The following is a 16,612-nucleotide window of genomic DNA, read 5'->3' as shown; positions in this document are numbered from 1 at the left end:
TGGCTTTCGAAACTTCAAAAACTTTAAAACTAAAATTCTTATCGCTTTGAACATGCAAAGAGAGAGAACCAATCTGATTCTCTCTCGTGCTTAGTTATAAGTCACCCACTACAGTTGACAAAGAGCCCAAAAATAGCCTAGCTTTTCTCAAAATGAGAGAGCCTAGACTATTTTTACAACATTAGTACAGCTAATTAACTATTAAAATTAATTTGCTTTGCGACGCACACCATAGAAGCCAGCTGCAATCATACCAAGTCCTGCAATAGTAAACCAGAATGTTGATGAATCGCCAGTTGAAGGTAATTCACTCTTAGATGATTTCTTAACAGTTGCGTTAGTTGAACTTGTTGAGGAACCAACTTGAGGTCCAGATGTTGTCGAAGTTGTTGAACTTGAGGTTGAACTGCTTGTAGTGCTTTCCTCATTCTTTTTATTTACCACAGTTACCGTTTGCGCCAATGTCTGACTATCAAAATCAGCTCCATTAACCGTTACAGGATCAGCAGCTGTATAACCATCCGGTGCTTTTGTTTCAGTGATAATGTAATCATCACGCAAGAGACCTGAAACCGACACTTTTCCATCAGAACCTGTTGTTACAGTATTTACGACTTCACCTGTTGATTTACGGGTAATAGTAAACTCTGCTCCTTCAAGAGGATTACCAGCTTCATCAGTCTTAACTAAATTCAAAGTGAAATTATGCCCTGAAGCTGTTCCATTAATTCCCATAAATACAAAGCTATTAGATGTCGAGGTTGATGGCACACCGTCAGCTTGGAAGCTTGCACTATTATCAAAAGTTTCACCATCAGCAGGGCTATAATTAACTGCAACAGTGTAACTGATAGTATAGGCCGAATTGATAGACCCTAAATCAAGGGTGAACCCTGAGCCATCATTAGCATAAGTTATATTTGTATTTGCTGTAACATCTGTGCCGTTTGTTGTTACTGTTAAATCTTTATTATAACTCAGATTTCCATTATTAGTTGTCAATGCATCTGTGACTGTTGCATTTGTAAGGTTTTGACTATCTGGATTAACGGTAACAGTATAATGAAGTGTTTTACCATCATCGCTCAGCCATGAAGATTTCGCAACAATATTTGAAGATGTTCCAGGTGATACTGCAGGTGATTCTTGATTATTCGCAGAAACACGAATTGAAGTAATAGTAGAATTGTTAACACTTGCAGATAAAGTACGGAAACCAGGTTCTGTACCAATATTAGTGTTAAGTACTAAACTAGCATTTAATTCACCAGCAATATCAGAATGCTGTTCAACATAGTCTGTGTAAGTTAAGGTAATAACATTGCTTGACTTATCTGCGTATGCAGTTGCGACCTTAAGTCCCGTATTAGGATCATAGACATCAAAACTAGTTGTATTAGCAACTTGGAAACCTTCACCAAAACTAAATACAGTCGTATCCCCTTCATGAGCAACATTATTTGGTATATCAAAAGTTGCATTAAACAGAAGAACCTCACCAGTTTGAACATTTGTCCCCTCAGTAATAACAGTTCCATCTGTCTTAGTAACACTAACAGTTGGTGTTATATCAACTGTTGCTGCTTCAGCTGTATTAGAGATGGCAAAGACCCCTAATATAGCGAAAAGGCTTAGAAATAATAAAAGTACTTTAGATTTCATTTTAATTTCCCCCCCTATGTAATATTTTAACATATCACCATCGTTTTTGTCACCTTTCAGTAAAAAAACAATTACATTTATAACATCTTTAATAACTTAAGTCAAAAAAATATAATAATCAAAATGACTATACTTCCTAAATGCAATTCTTAAGTGCTTTATCCAAAAACAAGGTTGATTTTCAGCTTTTGTAACACTCACTTTTGCCTTCCTATTACCCTAATGTGTTGGGAACACAAAACTCCAAACTTTTTTTCAATCCTCAAAAAATCCAGAAATCATTAATGAGTTTACAAAGTGTTTACTTTTTCCTTATTTTTCTCCTCCTTCTCTTTTTGATATTATAACAAGAAAATAAAAAAATTAAAAGAATATTCCTTAAAATACTTATAAAAGCCTAGAAATTCTTTTAATTTTTTCTTTTTCAGATAATTTTCCGAAAATAATTTTCGTATTTTTAAATGCCTTTTAAATTAGAAATTACGCTCAGATTTATTGTATCCATAACGTTCCAAAAAGTCTTTCTGAAACTCTAAAAGATTGTCGTCCATAATTGCTTGGCGAATTATTTTCATAAGATTGACCAGAAAATAGAGATTATGATAACTGGTCAGACGAATACCGAAAGTTTCATCAGCCTTAAGCAAATGGCGGAGATAAGCACGGGTATAATGAGTACAAGTATAACAATCACAATTATGATCAAGTGGAGTGAAATCTTTAGCAAACTGAGCATTTTTGACAACCAGACGACCTTGACTGGTCATACAGGTTCCATTTCTGGCAATACGGGTTGGCAGCACACAGTCAAACATGTCAATACCACGAATAACCCCATCAATAAGGCTGTCCGGTGCTCCAACCCCCATAAGGTAGCGAGGTTTATTTTCTGGTAAAAGCGGCGCAGTAAAATCTAAAACGGCATTCATCTCCTCATGAGATTCGCCAACAGCTAATCCGCCGATGGAATAACCTGAAAAATCCATACCGACTAAATCCTGAGCCGATTGACGGCGTAAGTCCTCAAAGCCTGCTCCCTGTATGATCCCAAAGAGTCCTTGTTCCTGTGGGCGTCGGTGCGCTTTAAGTCCGCGCTCTGCCCAACGGCTGGTACGTTCAATAGATTTCTTTACATAATCATAAGGTTGGTAGAACTGAGGACATTCATCAAAAGACATCATGATATCAGAACCTAAATTATTTTGAATTGAGATGGCTTTTTCCGGAGATAAAAACATTTTAGAGCCATTCAGGTGGTTTTTGAAAGTAACCCCTTCTTCTGTAATATTGCGCGAGTCAGCTAAAGAATAAACCTGAAAACCGCCACTGTCTGTTAAAATAGGCTGATCCCAGTTCATAAATTTATGAAGACCCCCAGCCTCTGCAATAAGATCATCTCCTGGTCTTAGCCAAAGGTGGTAAGTATTAGCTAAAATAATACCTGACCCCATCTGCTTTAATTCTTCTGGAGACTGTGTTTTAACCGTCGCTTGCGTTCCAACTGGCATAAACATAGGCGTTGGATAAGTACCATGGGGAGTTATAATCTCACCTAAACGAGCCCCTGTATGCTTTTCCTTTTTAATTAATCGATAAGTTATGGGATAATCTGTCATTCATTTCTCCTTGCTATCAGGATAAACAGTCCTGAGCTTTTTCAACCTATCTAGTTTATCAGAAATTCTACTAACTGTCAGCTCTGCTATTTTCAAAAAAACAAAAGCAGCCAAAGTTTCTATGATATTAGGAATTTATTATGACCATTGCACAAATTAAAACTCAGGCTAGAGAACTTCTTGGAAAGATTTCGGGTAAAATCGTATTTTTGACCTTGCCTTTTATAGTATCAAGTTTTCTCCTAGCCATATCTACTTTACTAAGAACTATAACTTTATACGATAACAAATTAATGACAGCCTTTAGACTCAGAGAAGAGTTCAATCTCAGTCCAGTAGAACTTAACCCAACTAGTCACTTGTTACTCATTTTCACTGCTTTTTTTCTACCTTATTATTTACTTTTTGGCATCAATCCAATTTGTTTTTCTGGAAATTGCACGCGGTGAAAGAAAAAATATCAGTTTTAAGGATATTTGGTGCAGCTTTGCAGATGAAGTATTTAGCAAGATTTTTCTAGTGATTTTGTTAGAAACCGTGTATCTTTTTCTTTGGTCTTTAGTTTTTGCAATAGGAGCCTTCTTTTTTCTTGAAGGTTTTGGCTATTACGTCTTAGCTTCTGCTTTCGGTGCAAATACAGGTTCAAGTATGGTATTTATGATTAGCGGTATAGGAATTATGATATGGGGATGTTTCTTAGTTATCAAAAAATCTCTATCCTATAGTATGAGTTATTATCTTCTCTATAATTACGTTTATTATGAGGATAATTATCCTAGAGCTAAAGCTATCATTTCTTCTCTGCGTCAATACGGCTGGTCTAAATATCTTGTCCCTGCACTGTACAGCCTTTTCTATTTTTTATGATTAAATTGTCCTTAAACAAGAAAATGACGAAACTTTCTGAATCAATTCAAATACAAGATAGCAAGAGTGACAATTTAACAGATGATAAAAATGACAGGTAGCAAGGATTACGGGAATGAAGCGCCCATCAAAAATAAAGAAAACTAAAAAATCTGGAAAACCAGATTTTTTCAATTGACCAGCTCTTGATAATCAAGTTTGATACAGCGATTCATGACAATTTTATCACGTCCTGCTTGACGTAGAATTTTTTCAGCCTCTTCATTTTCCAGACCAAGCTGTGCCCAATAAATGTCTGCATCTGTTTCTAAAAAGTCACGCGCTACATCTGGCAGGAATTCACTGCGTCTGAAAATATCAACGATATCTACATGAATCGGAATATCCTGCAAAGTAGCATAGGCTTTTTCTCCTAAAATTTCTGTTCCTGCCAACTTTGGATTGATAGGTATGATGACATAGCCAGCATCCTTAAGAACCTGCGCTACCTTGTATGCTGCAGTCTCTTGACGATTGGATAAACCAACAATGGCAATGGTTTTTGCAGCCTGAAGATAGCTTTTTATTACTTCTGCACTAGGATTTTGAAATGTATAAGCCATATTCATGCTTCCTTTCTTTTTTACTAGTAAGTATATCACATTTTGAAAGAGCTTACATGTAAATAATACAAAATAAAAAGGCTGTCTAGCCTTTTTATTTTGCTTCATACCAAGTTTCCCCATCATTTTCATCAGCCAATAGAGGAACCGCTAACTCTACAGCTGCTTCCATAATGTCTTTAACGAGTTGCTTGACAGCGTCTAATTCGCTCTTTGGAACTTCAAGAACGATTTCATCGTGAACTTGAAGAAGCATTTTTGCTTGGTAATTAGCTTTGGTCAAAGCCTTATCCAAATTAATCATGGCAATTTTGAGAATATCAGCTGCACTGCCCTGAATTGGGGAATTAATAGCTGTGCGTTCTGCAAAGTTGCGAATATTAAAGTTACGGGAATTAATATCCGGCAATTCACGGCGACGGTGGAATAAGGTCTCTACATAGCCTTTATCTTTGGCTTCGCGTACTATATTTTCCATATAGCTCTTTATACCGGGATAACGTTCAAAGTAGGTATCAATATAATTTTTAGCCAATTTACGAGGAATACCAAGATTATTGGCCAGACCAAAGTCTGAAATACCATAAACTATGCCGAAATTAACAGCTTTGGCGTTGCGGCGGTCATTTGGTGTGACGTCTTCTGGTTTTTCAATACCAAAAACTCGCATGGCCGTGGACGTATGAATATCCGCGCCTTCTCTAAATGCAGCAATTAAATGTTCATCTCTTGAAATATGTGCCAAAACCCGCAATTCAATCTGTGAATAATCCGAGCTAAGCAGCACTGCATTGCTGTCAGATGCCACAAAGGCCTTACGAATAAGCCGACCTTGCTCTAAACGAATAGGTATATTTTGCAGGTTAGGATCTACACTGGACAGACGTCCTGTCTGAGTCAAATCCTGCACATAACGTGTATGAATCTTACCGTCTTCTAAAATAAAATCCTGCAGGCCAATAACATAGGTCGACTGAAGTTTTGTGATCTGACGGTAATTTAAAATTTTAGTAACAACCGGCGAAATTGGTGCTAAGCGTTCCAGCACATCAACAGCTGTTGAATAGCCAGTCTTGGTCTTTTTGGTATATTCCAGAGGCAGCTGCATTTTATCAAAAAGAACTTCTCCCAGCTGTTTTGGAGAGTTGATATTAAATTCTGTACCTGCCAAATCATAAATTTCATGAGTCAAACGATCAATAGCTTTTTGATTTTCTATTGCCATCTCATTGAGCGTTTGTCCCTTAACCCTGATGCCTGCAATCTCCATTTTGGCAAGAACATTGGCCAGCGGCAGCTCCATATTGAAAAGAAGCTCTGATTGATTATGCTCTGCCAATTTTTCTAAAATAACTGGCTTTGATTCGATTAGGACTTGGATTTTTTTAGCCAAATGGCTGAGCAGAACATCTTTTTCAGGAACAGTACGCTTTGCACCTTTGCCATAGACAGCTTCATCGGTTTCTAAAGGCAAATCTGTATAAAGACGGGCAATAGTCGAGAGATTGTTGTCCTCTATCGTTGAGAGTAAATACTTGCCCAAACGTGCATCAAAAGCAGCTGTCGGCAAATCAATTCCCAGATGGCTGAGCAAGACCTTGCTGCGCTTGAAATCATAAGTATTAATAGGTTTTGACAGAGCAGCCTTAAAGGCCGGACTCTCTAGGAGAGACAAATCCGTACTGGCATAAATGGCTTTGCTATTCCCCCAAGCAAACCCAATCATAGGTTCAATATGGTAATTATCTCTGAGCACTTCAAAATAGAAGAAGTCATCTGGACTAAAGTGCTCATTTGTTACCGTTTCAGGTTCGCTGTAGCTGACTTCAAATGTTTTAGGAGCAGCTTCTCCTAACAGAGCTTTCTTTAATTGGACAAAGCCCATATCATCATAGAAAGCTGCCAAGTCATCAGTTTTTGGACCATTATAGACTGTGTCTTCCAAGCTTATTTCAATAGGTGAAGCCGTATTAATTGTCGCAAGGGTCTTAGATAAAAAAGCCTGTTCTTTATCATTAATCAGATTTTCCTTCATTTTTGAGGCTTTGAAACTGTCAATGTTATCATAAATTCCCTCTAAACTGCCGTATTCGTGAAGGAGCTTCAGGCCCGTCTTTTCACCAATTTTTGTCACACCGGGAATATTATCTGACTTGTCTCCCATAAGTGCTTTGAGGTCAATAAACTGAGTTGGAGTGATGCCCATTTTTTCCATAAGATAAGCTGGGGTAAATTCTTCAAACTCAGCTACCCCTTTTTTAGAAATTTCAACGATTGTATTATCGTCAGTCAGCTGAATTAAATCTTTATCACCACTGACAATTGTGACATCAAAAGGAATGGCTGTCTGCTCTGCCATTTTATCCAGAGTACCAATGATATCATCTGCTTCGTAGTTTTGCAGTTCGTAAAATCTAATCCCCAAATTTGTCAGCATTTCACGAATATAAGGCAGCTGCTCACGAAACTCATCCGGAGTCTTAGCGCGCCCAGCTTTATATTCTGTAAACATCTCTGTGCGAAAAGTAGTTTTACCTGCATCAAACGCTACTAAGACATGGGTTGGCTGTACACGCTCCATGAGATGGTTTAACATCAGATGAAATCCATAAATGGCATTAGTATGAAGCCCTGTATTGTTTTTGAAACGCTCAATTTGATTATAGAGTGCAAAGAAAGCACGAAAAGCAACGGACGAGCCGTCAATGAGAAGTAATTTATTCTTGTTAGTCATAGTTTCATTATAACATACCTAGGCTATCTTGATGTTGTCTGAGCTTAAAGAGTTCTCACAAACGCGGCGCTAAACTTGTTAATAGCAATATTCGCTTTGACAAAATAAAAACGTTTTCTTTTTAATATAAGGGCAAAACCTTTTCAAATGCAGAATCTTCAAATAATGAACAGCCATTTTTTGTCAACAACGGATGAAAAAGAAGGTGAAAATATGATAACTATTCTAAAATGGCTGAATTTCAGTTTTGCTTTCTTCTTATTTATTGAACAAAGAAAAAGAGAATTGGCCGCTAAGACCACAAATCAGCTGAACAATTAAAATTCTTTTGCATCAGCGATAGAACCGATTTTCATTAGTTTTTGATATAATAGTTATCATGAATAACAAGATTTTAGAGCAATTAGAATTTGATAAAGTCAAGGAACAATTTGAACCCTATTTACAAACTGAGCAAGGTCTAGCCGAGTTGGAGCAATTAGCTCCTATGACTGACAAAAATAAAATTCAGACTCAATTTGCTGAAATAGCTGAGATGGCTGAGATTTTTGTAGAAAAACATGGCTTTGCTGCAGGAAGCTTAAAGGATATAAAAGAACCGCTGCGCCGTCTGGAGTTTGATGCCGACCTCAATATCCCAGAATTATTGGCTGTCAAAAAAGTTCTAACCGTAACAGCTGAGCTGACACGTTTTTATGACAGTTTGGAAAATGTAAAACTACAAAGTTTGAAACGTCTCTTTGAGGGGTTAGAAAATTTTCCAAAACTGCAAGGCAGCTTACAAGCTGTTAATGATGGTGGGTTTATTGAAAATTTTGCCAGCCCAGAGCTCGAAAATATCCGTCGTCAAATTAAAGCCAGCGACAGCCAAATGCGTCAGGTGCTGCAGGATATTCTCAAAAAAAATGCCGATTACTTGTCAGAGAGTCTTATTGCCAGCCGTAACGGTCGATCCGTTTTGCCTGTAAAAAATACCCATCGCCATCGTATTAACGGGGTCGTCCATGATATCTCAGCATCTGGCAGTACCGTCTATATTGAACCGCGTGCAGCCGTTCAGCTTAATGAGGACATTACCCAGCTGTATGCAGATGAACGTCACGAAATAACTCATATCCTTCATGAATTGAGTCAATTGCTGCGCCCGCATAGTCAGACTATTCGCAATAATGCTTGGATTATTGGTCATCTGGATCTTATTAGAGCTAAGTTCCTCTACCTTCATGATAAAAAGGCTGTTATTCCTGAACTTTCAACTGATAAAGAAATAGAGTTACTCAACCTTCGTCATCCTCTTTTAACTAACCCCATTGCCAATGATTTGCATTTTGCAGACAAATTAACAGCTATTGTCATCACAGGCCCCAACACTGGTGGTAAGACAGTCATGTTAAAAACATTGGGGCTAGCTCAGCTTATGGCTCAGTCAGGTCTGCCTATTTTAGCCGACAAAGGCAGCAAGGTTAGTATTTTTACGGAAGTATTTGCAGATATCGGTGATGAACAGTCTATTGAGCAAAACCTGTCAACCTTTTCAAGTCATATGACACACATTGTTGAGATATTAGAGGCAGCTGACAGCGACAGCTTGGTGCTTATTGATGAACTCGGAGCAGGTACGGATCCTCAAGAAGGTGCCAGCTTAGCGATGGCTATTCTAGAACACCTGCGGCTGACTCAGGTTAAGACCATGGCTACCACCCATTATCCTGAGCTGAAAGCCTATGGCATTGAGACCGAATTTGTAGAAAATGCCAGTATGGAATTCAATGCAGCAACTCTAAGTCCAACCTATCGTTTCATGCAAGGAGTCCCAGGACGCTCCAATGCCTTTGAAATTGCACGTAGACTTGGCCTTTCTGAATTTATTGTTAATGAAGCAGAGCAGATGACCAACCATGACACTGATGTCAACCGTATCATTGAAGAACTGGAAAATCAAACTTTGGAAACCCGTCGCAGATTGGATCACATTCGAGAGGTTGAACAGGAAAATCTTAAGTTTAATCGTGCTGTCAAAAAGCTTTACAATGAATTTTCCCACGCTAAGGACAAAGAAATTGAAAAAGCAACAGCCAAAGCTCATGAAATTGTTGAGGAGGCTATCAATAAAAGTGACGCTATTCTGCAAAATTTACAGGACAAAGCCCAGCTCAAACCGCATCAAATTATAGAGGCCAAAACTGAACTGAAAAAATTGGCACCCGAAACTCAGCTCTCTCACAATAAAGTCCTAAAAAAGGCTAAAAAATTAAGAACTCCGCGGATTGGCGATGATATTATTGTCACTGCCTACGGTCAGCGAGGTACGCTGACCGCTCAGATTAAAGATCACAAGTGGGAGGCTCAGGTGGGGCTCATCAAGATGACGCTGAACGAAGATGAATTTAGCCTTGTCAAAAGCCAAAGGGAGACCAAAAAACCTAAGAAAAAACAGATTAATGTTGTAAAAAAAGCCAAACCCAAACAAGGAACAAGCTCTCCGCATGCCAGACTGGATCTACGCGGCAAACGCTACGAAGAGGCTATGCAGGAGTTAGACGCCTTCATTGATCAAGCCCTGCTTAATAATATGAATCAAGTGGATATCATTCACGGTATCGGAACCGGCGCTATCCGCGACGGTGTCACCAAATATCTCCACCGCAACCGCCACGTCAAACATTTTGAATACGCTCCGCAAAATGCTGGAGGTTCAGGCTGCACTATTGTAACATTGGGATAGTTTTACTTATTCAAAAAGCCCTATAACTTCTGGTGGGAATTCTACCCGCTGCAGAAATTATAGAGCTTTTAAAAATCACTCGGACTAGTCTGAGTGATTTTATTATTTTTAGTATCAATAGTTTAAACAGCACTTGTCCATAACATGTGAAGTAAACTGCTAAAAGGAATAAAATAGTCTATTAAAAAGTGAGCTGTCCAGCTACTTGATAAGATTGACTGAATTGGAGAAAGAGGCAAAGTCGCCAATATATTGAAAGCCATAGAGAACGGCAGCAAACTAACCAGCACTGCTATTGCCCCTGAAATCAAACGCAGACGTGTCTGATCCCATTTTTCCAAATCAACTAAGTGCATCAAAATCCCAATCAGCCGCAGAGCATAATAACTTCCGACATAAATAGCAAAAAAGGCAACTCCAGCATAATAGACCTTATCCAAACTGAATAAATCAACATCTAAAAAAAAGCTAATGCTAGCATCTTTCCCTGGACTGGAATAAGGAACCCAAAGATAAATTGCCTTGCCCAAGTCCTTATAAAAGACACTGGCAAGACAAAGACTGATTAGAGCTGCAGCCGCATAATAGCCTTGCAAAAAAAGACCACGGCGATATCCGATATAAAAATTCCAAGCCGCAAAAAGCAAAACGACAAGACCAATCATTCCTGTTCCTCGTCATCAGGAATCACAATCGAAGCCTTTTCTCTCAACTCTTCTAAATGTTTGGCCCGAAGATTGTCCAATTCTTTTTCAAGGTCTTCAATCTCAATTTCACGGCTAAGCTGAGTCGAAAGGGCATTGATAGCCATAAGAATTGCCACTGTCTCATTGTCAGCATTTGGCAGTTTTTCTTTAATGCCTTCATACTTTTCATGAGCTACACGCTCAACTTCTTCCATAAAGAGGTTGTCCTTATCGGTAGTCAGTGTCAGTGATTTTTCTCCAAAGTTAAATTTATAGCGATTCGTACTTGTCATAAGAGTTATCAACTGCCTAAACTATAACTAAATAGCAGAGCTTTATAGTCAAAACCAGCAGCTTCTCCTTTCTTAACTTACCTTTCATTATAACCTAAAAGCTACTATTCGTAAATGGCAAAAGTTTAAGTTTAGTCACATTTTAATGGCTTATCTTTACAAAAACGAGACAGAACAGCCTTTGACCTTTCTCTCCTCTTTTTTTATTATTTTTCCTTTCTCTTTCAGAGACACCTGTCCCAACTTATGCTAAAATAGATAGCATGGGTACAATCGTATTAAAGATGACATCAGCTGAGTTAACTGAGCTCAAAAAACAATTAGCGACTTATGCTGTCCCAAAGAAAAATCCCTATGCTTTTTTTTCAGCTAAAGTCGCAGGAACAAGTGTTATTGCCTACACATCTGGCAAAGTGACCTTTCAAGGAACGCATCCGGAAAAAATTGCTAGCCAGTTCGGCTACAAAGTTGAGGCCGATTCCAGCTCTGCAAGACAGGATATGGCTCTGATTGGCTCTGACGAGGTAGGAAACGGTTCTTATTTTGGCGGGCTAGCTGTAGTGGCAAGCTATGTCACACCAGCTGAGCATGATTTTCTTAAATCGCTGGGAGTTGATGATTCTAAACGGTTAACTGATTCTAAAATCAGGACAATAGCTCCGCTTCTGGAGGAAAAAATTCCTCATAAGGCTCTGCTATTATCCCCTAAAAAATACAACCAAATAGTCGGAAAAGATAAAGACCACAATGCTGTCTCAGTTAAAGTGGCTCTTCATAACCAAGCTATCTACCTGCTTTTGCAAACAGGCGTTTGCCCCGACAAAATCGTGGTAGATGCCTTTACTTCCGAAAAAAATTATCAAAAATACCTAAAAAACGAAAGCAATCATTTTTCCAATCCTTTAACCTTGGAAGAAAAAGCTGAAGCCAAATACCTTGCTGTCGCTGTTAGCTCTATCATAGCCAGAAACCTCTTTCTGGAAAACCTAGAGCAGCTCAGCCGTGAGGTTGGCTATACTCTGCCTTCAGGTGCTGGAAACAAATCCGATCAAGTAGCTGCAAAGCTCCTTGCCGCCTATGGCGACAGTGCTTTACTCTCCACAGCCAAATATCATTTTGCTAACACCCAGAAAGCCTATAAACTTTTAAATCAATTCTGAAAGGTCTATCATGAAATCTGCTATCATTAATTTCCTCAAAGAATGGGGAATTTTTATCCTATTTATCTCTCTTTTTCTTTTGTCGCGTTTCTTCATTTGGACACCTGTCAAGGTAGATGGGCATTCTATGGATCCAACACTGCAAAATGGCGAGCGCTTATTCGTTTTGAAACACACTAAAATTGAACGCTTTGATATTGTGGTTGCAACTGAAACAGAAAATGGCGAGACCAAACAAATTGTCAAGCGTGTTATCGGCCTGCCAGGAGATACTATTACGTATAAAAATGACAGTCTTTATGTCAATGGTAAAAAAGTTAAAGAAAACTATTTGTCAAAATACAAAAAAGCTTTTGCCGATGATAAATTGCAGAGCGAATACAGCTACAAGAAGTTCTTCCAGCAGTTAGCCACATCATCTTCGGCGTTTACAACTGACACCGCTGGCAATACTGAATTTACAGTCACCGTTGGAGATAATGATTATTTCCTTCTTGGAGATAATCGTATCGTCTCTAAAGACAGCCGCGAAGTGGGAAACTTTTCTAAAAATAGGATTGTTGGCGAGGCCAAATTCATCTTTTGGCCATTCAGCAGCTTCGGTGCTGTCGGCAATGATAACTAATCTTAAGGTTGGGGCAGCCCAGCCTATTTCTATAAGGAAAAACAGCCATGAATGACATTTATTTCTCTGGACGAATTGAGCGCATTATTTTTGAAAACGAGGCCAACCTTTTTCGCATTTTACTCCTAGAAATTGACGAAACTAATTCTGATTTTGACGATTACGAAATTATTGTCACAGGTACTATGGGACAAATTACAGAAGGTGAAGATTTTACTTTTTGGGGACAGCTGACCAATCACCCCCGCTATGGCCAGCAGCTCCAAGCGATCCGCTATGAGCGGACCAAACCTTCTGCTTCAGGATTAATCAAATATTTTTCCAGCAACCACTTTAAAGGTATTGGAAAGAAAATAGCAGAGCGTATTGTGGAAACTTATGGCGAAGAGCCTATTGACAAAATTTTAGCTGACCCTTCCAAGTTGGAAAATATCAGCGGCCTGTCTAAAGTCAATCGTGAAGCTTTCGTTGCCAAGCTCAAACTCAACTATGGCACTGAACAAATCCTTTCTAAATTAGCAGAATATGGCCTAACTCCTAAAGCAGCCTCACAGATTTTCAGCACCTATAAAGAAGAAGCAATCGAAATAATTGAACAGCATCCCTACCTTCTGGTTCAGGAAGTTCAAGGGGTAGGCTTTAAAATGGCTGACCAGCTGGCACAGCGGCTAGGAATTGCTGGGGACGCTCCTGAACGGCTGCAGGCGGCTCTCTTGCATTGCCTTTTAGAAGCTTCCTTAGAAGAAGGTGACACCTATATTGAGGCGCGGCAGCTCTTGGAACGCTCCATTTTTCTTTTGGAAGAGGCCCGCCAGATAGAATTATCGCCAGAACTTGTCGCACAGCAATTAACTCAGCTTATCCAAGAAGATAAAGTTCAAAACATTGATACTAAAATCTTTGACAACAGCCTTTTTTTTGCCGAAGAAGGTATCAAGAAAAATTTAACACGGATTCTTGCAGAAGATGCAGAAAAGCTTGATAATACTGAGCTTTTGAACACAATCAGCCGCCTTCAAAAAGAGCAAGATATCAGTTATGATGACAGCCAGCAAAAAGCGATTAGTCAGGCTTTGAGCAGTAAAGTTTTCATTCTGACAGGTGGTCCCGGAACAGGTAAAACAACTGTTATCAACGGAATTATCAATGCTTATGCCGACTTGCATGACATAGATCTTAACAAGGGAGAAATTCCTATCGTTCTAGCCGCTCCGACCGGACGGGCCGCTAGACGCATGACTGAATTAACGGGGCTGCCTGCTGCTACCATCCATCGGCATCTGGGACTTAACAGCGATGGTGATTACCAGACGCTTGATGATTACTTAGACTGTGAACTGATTATCATTGATGAGTTCTCTATGGTGGATACTTGGCTGGCTAATCAGCTGTTTGACGCCATTGCCAGTCACACTCAGGTCATCATAGTCGGCGACAGCGACCAACTTCCGTCTGTGGGACCTGGTCAGGTTTTAGCCGACCTCTTAAAAATAGCAGAGCTGCCAAAGCTGACCCTGACTAAAATTTTTCGCCAGTCTAAGGACTCAACTATTGTCACATTAGCAGCGCAAATCCGTGAGGGGCTGCTGCCTGCTGATTTCTCAGCTAAAAAAGCCGATCGTTCTTACTTTGAAGCTCAGGCAGAACATATTCCACAGATGGTTCAAAAAATTATCACATCGGCTCTTAAAAGCGGAATCCCTGCTCAAGATTTACAAATTTTAGCACCCATGTACCGCGGACAGGCCGGCATTAACAACCTCAACAATCTCACACAGGAACTCCTCAATCCTAAAGATAAGCAAAATGAATTCGCTTATAATGACCTTGTTTTCCGAAAAAATGACAAGATTCTCCATCTGATTAACGATGCTGAGCTCAATGTCTTCAATGGTGATATCGGACACATCACCGATTTGATACCAGCTAAATACACCGAATCCAAACAAGATGAAATTTACATGGATTTTGATGGTAATGAAGTCATCTACCCTCGCAGCGAATGGCAAAAAATCACATTAGCTTATGCCATGTCTATCCATAAATCCCAAGGCAGTGAATTTCCAGTAGTTATTTTACCAATCACACGCCAAAGCAACCGTATGCTGCAGCGCAACCTGCTTTACACAGCTATTACACGCTCTAAAAGTAAGCTGGTCATGCTGGGAGAAATAACAGCCTTTGATTATGCTATCAAAAATGAAGGAGCCAAACGCCGTACCTATCTCGTCCAGCGCTTTGAAGCCAACCAACAGTTTTCCAAGTCTCCTTTACAAAATCAAACCTATGAAAAAAAAGCCCTTATTACTACTGAGCCATCGTCTGAAGAACAGACTAAAGATCAAGTACCAAGCGCAGAAAAAAAGGGGCAGCTGACACTTTTTGAACAAGAAGCGAACATCCAGAACCATTCACAGTCTATAGACAAACCTTCGATCCATCAGACAGAGGAAGAACAACTATCTTATCGTTTGACTGAATCAAATTGGATTGCTATTGATCCTATGATTGGCCTTAGTCAGGATGATATAGAATTCTTTTTTAAATGATAAAAAAAGAAAGCAGAATAAAAGCAGATTCTCATCAGAAAATCGCTTTGTTATTCCGCTTTTTTTAATGCTATAAGCTAAAATATAAACCGCAGAACTGCCATGCAAGCAATGCCTGTCACAACAGCATAAAGTAGATTTTTAGTACGAAAGGCCACCCAAAAAGTTGGCAAAGCTGCTAAAACTTCCAAGCCCTTAAGCATTGGGAAATTCCCAATCCTTTCCTCCATGAGACTGGACAAGGTTAGGGCAAAAAGGATAGAGACTGGCAGATATTTAAGGAAACGAACCACAAGATTCGGCAAGCCCTTGTATTTAACAAGGACAACGGGAGCTACACGCGGAATCCAGCTGACTGCAAAGCCCAGCAAGATAGCAGCCAAGGTGAAACTACTGATAGTCATCATAAACCACCCCCACACCGCAACCAATAAGTGTCGCTGCTAAAACAGCTAAAGACTCTGACAAAAGCATAGACAGCCCAATATAAACAACAGCGACAGCCAGCAAAATCAGGAGCAGCTTTTTCATTCCCTCGCTCAGCATAACCTCTAACTGGCTGGTCAAAAGTCCAATAAACATGGCAATTAGGGCAAAATCCAGCCCAAATTGTTCAGGATTAGGAATAAGAGAGCCAATCAAAGTTCCAACTATAGAAGATACAATCCAGACAAGGTAACTGAGAATATTATTGCCGTGCATCCAGCTGGCAGAAATCGTTTTATGATGAACATATTCCCCCAACAATACTCCATAGCTCTCATCTGTAATCAGACTGGCAATCCCTAGATTATCCAAAAATTTAGTTGTCGTAAAAATAGTCGTAGTATGCAGACTCATAAGCATATTGCGTAAATTGACCAAAAAAACGGTCAGCGTAATCATCCCCAAACCAGCACCAGCAACCATGAGAGCACACATAGCAAACTGAGCTGACCCGCCATAAACTAAAGCACTCATCAGGCCGACTTCTAAAGGCGATAACTGAGAAGCTGATGCGACCACACCAAAGGCTAAACCGATAGAAACGTAGCCCATAGCAGTTGGTAAAGCTGCCTTCATGCCCTTATAAAATTCTGACATAATGCCCTTT

At 39.4% G+C, this 16,612-nt stretch carries 14 protein-coding genes and 1 pseudogene; 7 read left to right on the top strand and 8 right to left on the bottom strand.

Going from position 1 to position 16,612, the window contains the following annotated elements; all coding sequences use genetic code 11:
• Positions 1-207 precede the first annotated feature (207 nt).
• Positions 208-1,662, bottom strand: a complete 1,455-nt coding sequence (locus ACVRZ8_RS06580) for an Ig-like domain-containing protein (RefSeq protein WP_447448522.1) — start codon at positions 1,660-1,662, stop codon at positions 208-210.
• A 473-nt stretch (positions 1,663-2,135) separates the two neighbouring features.
• On the bottom strand, positions 2,136-3,278 hold the full coding sequence (gene tgt / locus ACVRZ8_RS06575; RefSeq protein ID WP_447448521.1) for a tRNA guanosine(34) transglycosylase Tgt: 1,143 nt from the start codon (positions 3,276-3,278) through the stop codon (positions 2,136-2,138).
• Positions 3,279-3,418: 140 nt separating this feature from the next.
• On the opposite strand from tgt, the gene ACVRZ8_RS06570 reads away from it, so the two are divergent.
• Positions 3,419-3,727: a hypothetical protein gene (locus ACVRZ8_RS06570; RefSeq protein ID WP_447448520.1), complete on the top strand. Its 309-nt coding sequence runs from the start codon at positions 3,419-3,421 to the stop codon at positions 3,725-3,727.
• Positions 3,684-4,145: a DUF975 family protein gene (locus ACVRZ8_RS06565; protein WP_447448519.1), complete on the top strand. Its 462-nt coding sequence runs from the start codon at positions 3,684-3,686 to the stop codon at positions 4,143-4,145. Before ACVRZ8_RS06570 ends, ACVRZ8_RS06565 begins: the two co-directional genes overlap by 44 nt.
• A gap of 170 nt (positions 4,146-4,315) precedes the next feature.
• Here the strand turns inward: ACVRZ8_RS06565 and ACVRZ8_RS06560 are convergent, their stop codons facing one another.
• A complete protein-coding gene (locus ACVRZ8_RS06560; RefSeq protein ID WP_447448518.1) occupies positions 4,316-4,747 on the bottom strand; it encodes a CoA-binding protein in 432 nt (143 codons plus the stop codon).
• A gap of 94 nt (positions 4,748-4,841) precedes the next feature.
• On the bottom strand, positions 4,842-7,481 hold the full coding sequence (gene polA, locus ACVRZ8_RS06555) for a DNA polymerase I (protein WP_447448517.1): 2,640 nt from the start codon (positions 7,479-7,481) through the stop codon (positions 4,842-4,844).
• A gap of 165 nt (positions 7,482-7,646) precedes the next feature.
• Between polA and ACVRZ8_RS06550 the strand changes: the two genes are divergently transcribed.
• Both ACVRZ8_RS06550 and ACVRZ8_RS06545 read left to right on the top strand, forming a co-directional pair.
• On the top strand, positions 7,647-7,802 hold the full coding sequence (locus ACVRZ8_RS06550; RefSeq protein ID WP_447448516.1) for a hypothetical protein: 156 nt from the start codon (positions 7,647-7,649) through the stop codon (positions 7,800-7,802).
• 58 nt (positions 7,803-7,860) lie between these two features.
• Positions 7,861-10,206 (top strand): endonuclease MutS2, encoded by a 2,346-nt coding sequence (locus tag ACVRZ8_RS06545; protein WP_447448515.1) that lies wholly within the window; start codon positions 7,861-7,863, stop codon positions 10,204-10,206.
• A gap of 122 nt (positions 10,207-10,328) precedes the next feature.
• Here ACVRZ8_RS06545 and ACVRZ8_RS06540 read toward each other — a convergent pair whose 3' ends face one another.
• Positions 10,329-10,871 (bottom strand): CvpA family protein, encoded by a 543-nt coding sequence (locus tag ACVRZ8_RS06540; RefSeq protein WP_447448514.1) that lies wholly within the window; start codon positions 10,869-10,871, stop codon positions 10,329-10,331.
• Positions 10,868-11,185, bottom strand: a complete 318-nt coding sequence (locus ACVRZ8_RS06535) for a cell division protein ZapA (protein WP_447448513.1) — start codon at positions 11,183-11,185, stop codon at positions 10,868-10,870. The genes ACVRZ8_RS06540 and ACVRZ8_RS06535 overlap by 4 nt, the downstream gene beginning before the upstream one ends.
• A gap of 263 nt (positions 11,186-11,448) precedes the next feature.
• Here ACVRZ8_RS06535 and rnhC point away from each other — a divergent pair, with 263 nt between their 5' ends.
• The 3 genes and pseudogenes from rnhC to recD2 form a co-directional block, all read left to right on the top strand.
• Positions 11,449-12,345 carry a ribonuclease HIII gene (gene rnhC, locus ACVRZ8_RS06530; RefSeq protein ID WP_447448512.1) on the top strand — a complete coding sequence of 299 codons (897 nt, stop codon included), beginning with the start codon at positions 11,449-11,451 and terminating at the stop codon, positions 12,343-12,345.
• A 10-nt stretch (positions 12,346-12,355) separates the two neighbouring features.
• On the top strand, positions 12,356-12,970 hold the full coding sequence (gene lepB / locus ACVRZ8_RS06525) for a signal peptidase I (RefSeq protein ID WP_447448511.1): 615 nt from the start codon (positions 12,356-12,358) through the stop codon (positions 12,968-12,970).
• 47 nt (positions 12,971-13,017) lie between these two features.
• Positions 13,018-15,216, top strand: a pseudogene (gene recD2 / locus ACVRZ8_RS06520) (SF1B family DNA helicase RecD2); the annotation flags it as partial.
• 380 nt (positions 15,217-15,596) lie between these two features.
• Here the strand turns inward: recD2 and ACVRZ8_RS06515 are convergent.
• Both ACVRZ8_RS06515 and ACVRZ8_RS06510 read right to left on the bottom strand, forming a co-directional pair.
• Positions 15,597-15,923 carry a branched-chain amino acid transport AzlD family protein gene (locus tag ACVRZ8_RS06515; RefSeq protein ID WP_447448524.1) on the bottom strand — a complete coding sequence of 109 codons (327 nt, stop codon included), beginning with the start codon at positions 15,921-15,923 and terminating at the stop codon, positions 15,597-15,599.
• The gene (locus ACVRZ8_RS06510; protein ID WP_447448510.1) at positions 15,910-16,602 is read right to left on the bottom strand and encodes an AzlC family ABC transporter permease; all 693 of its coding nucleotides are present in this window, start codon (positions 16,600-16,602) and stop codon (positions 15,910-15,912) included. Before ACVRZ8_RS06510 ends, ACVRZ8_RS06515 begins: the two co-directional genes overlap by 14 nt.
• Positions 16,603-16,612 lie beyond the last annotated feature (10 nt).

The sequence above is a fragment of the Streptococcus dentiloxodontae genome (assembly GCF_053206925.1).
The sequence above is the reverse complement of the archived record's forward strand: the minus strand, read 5'-3'. Positions and strand labels throughout refer to the sequence as shown.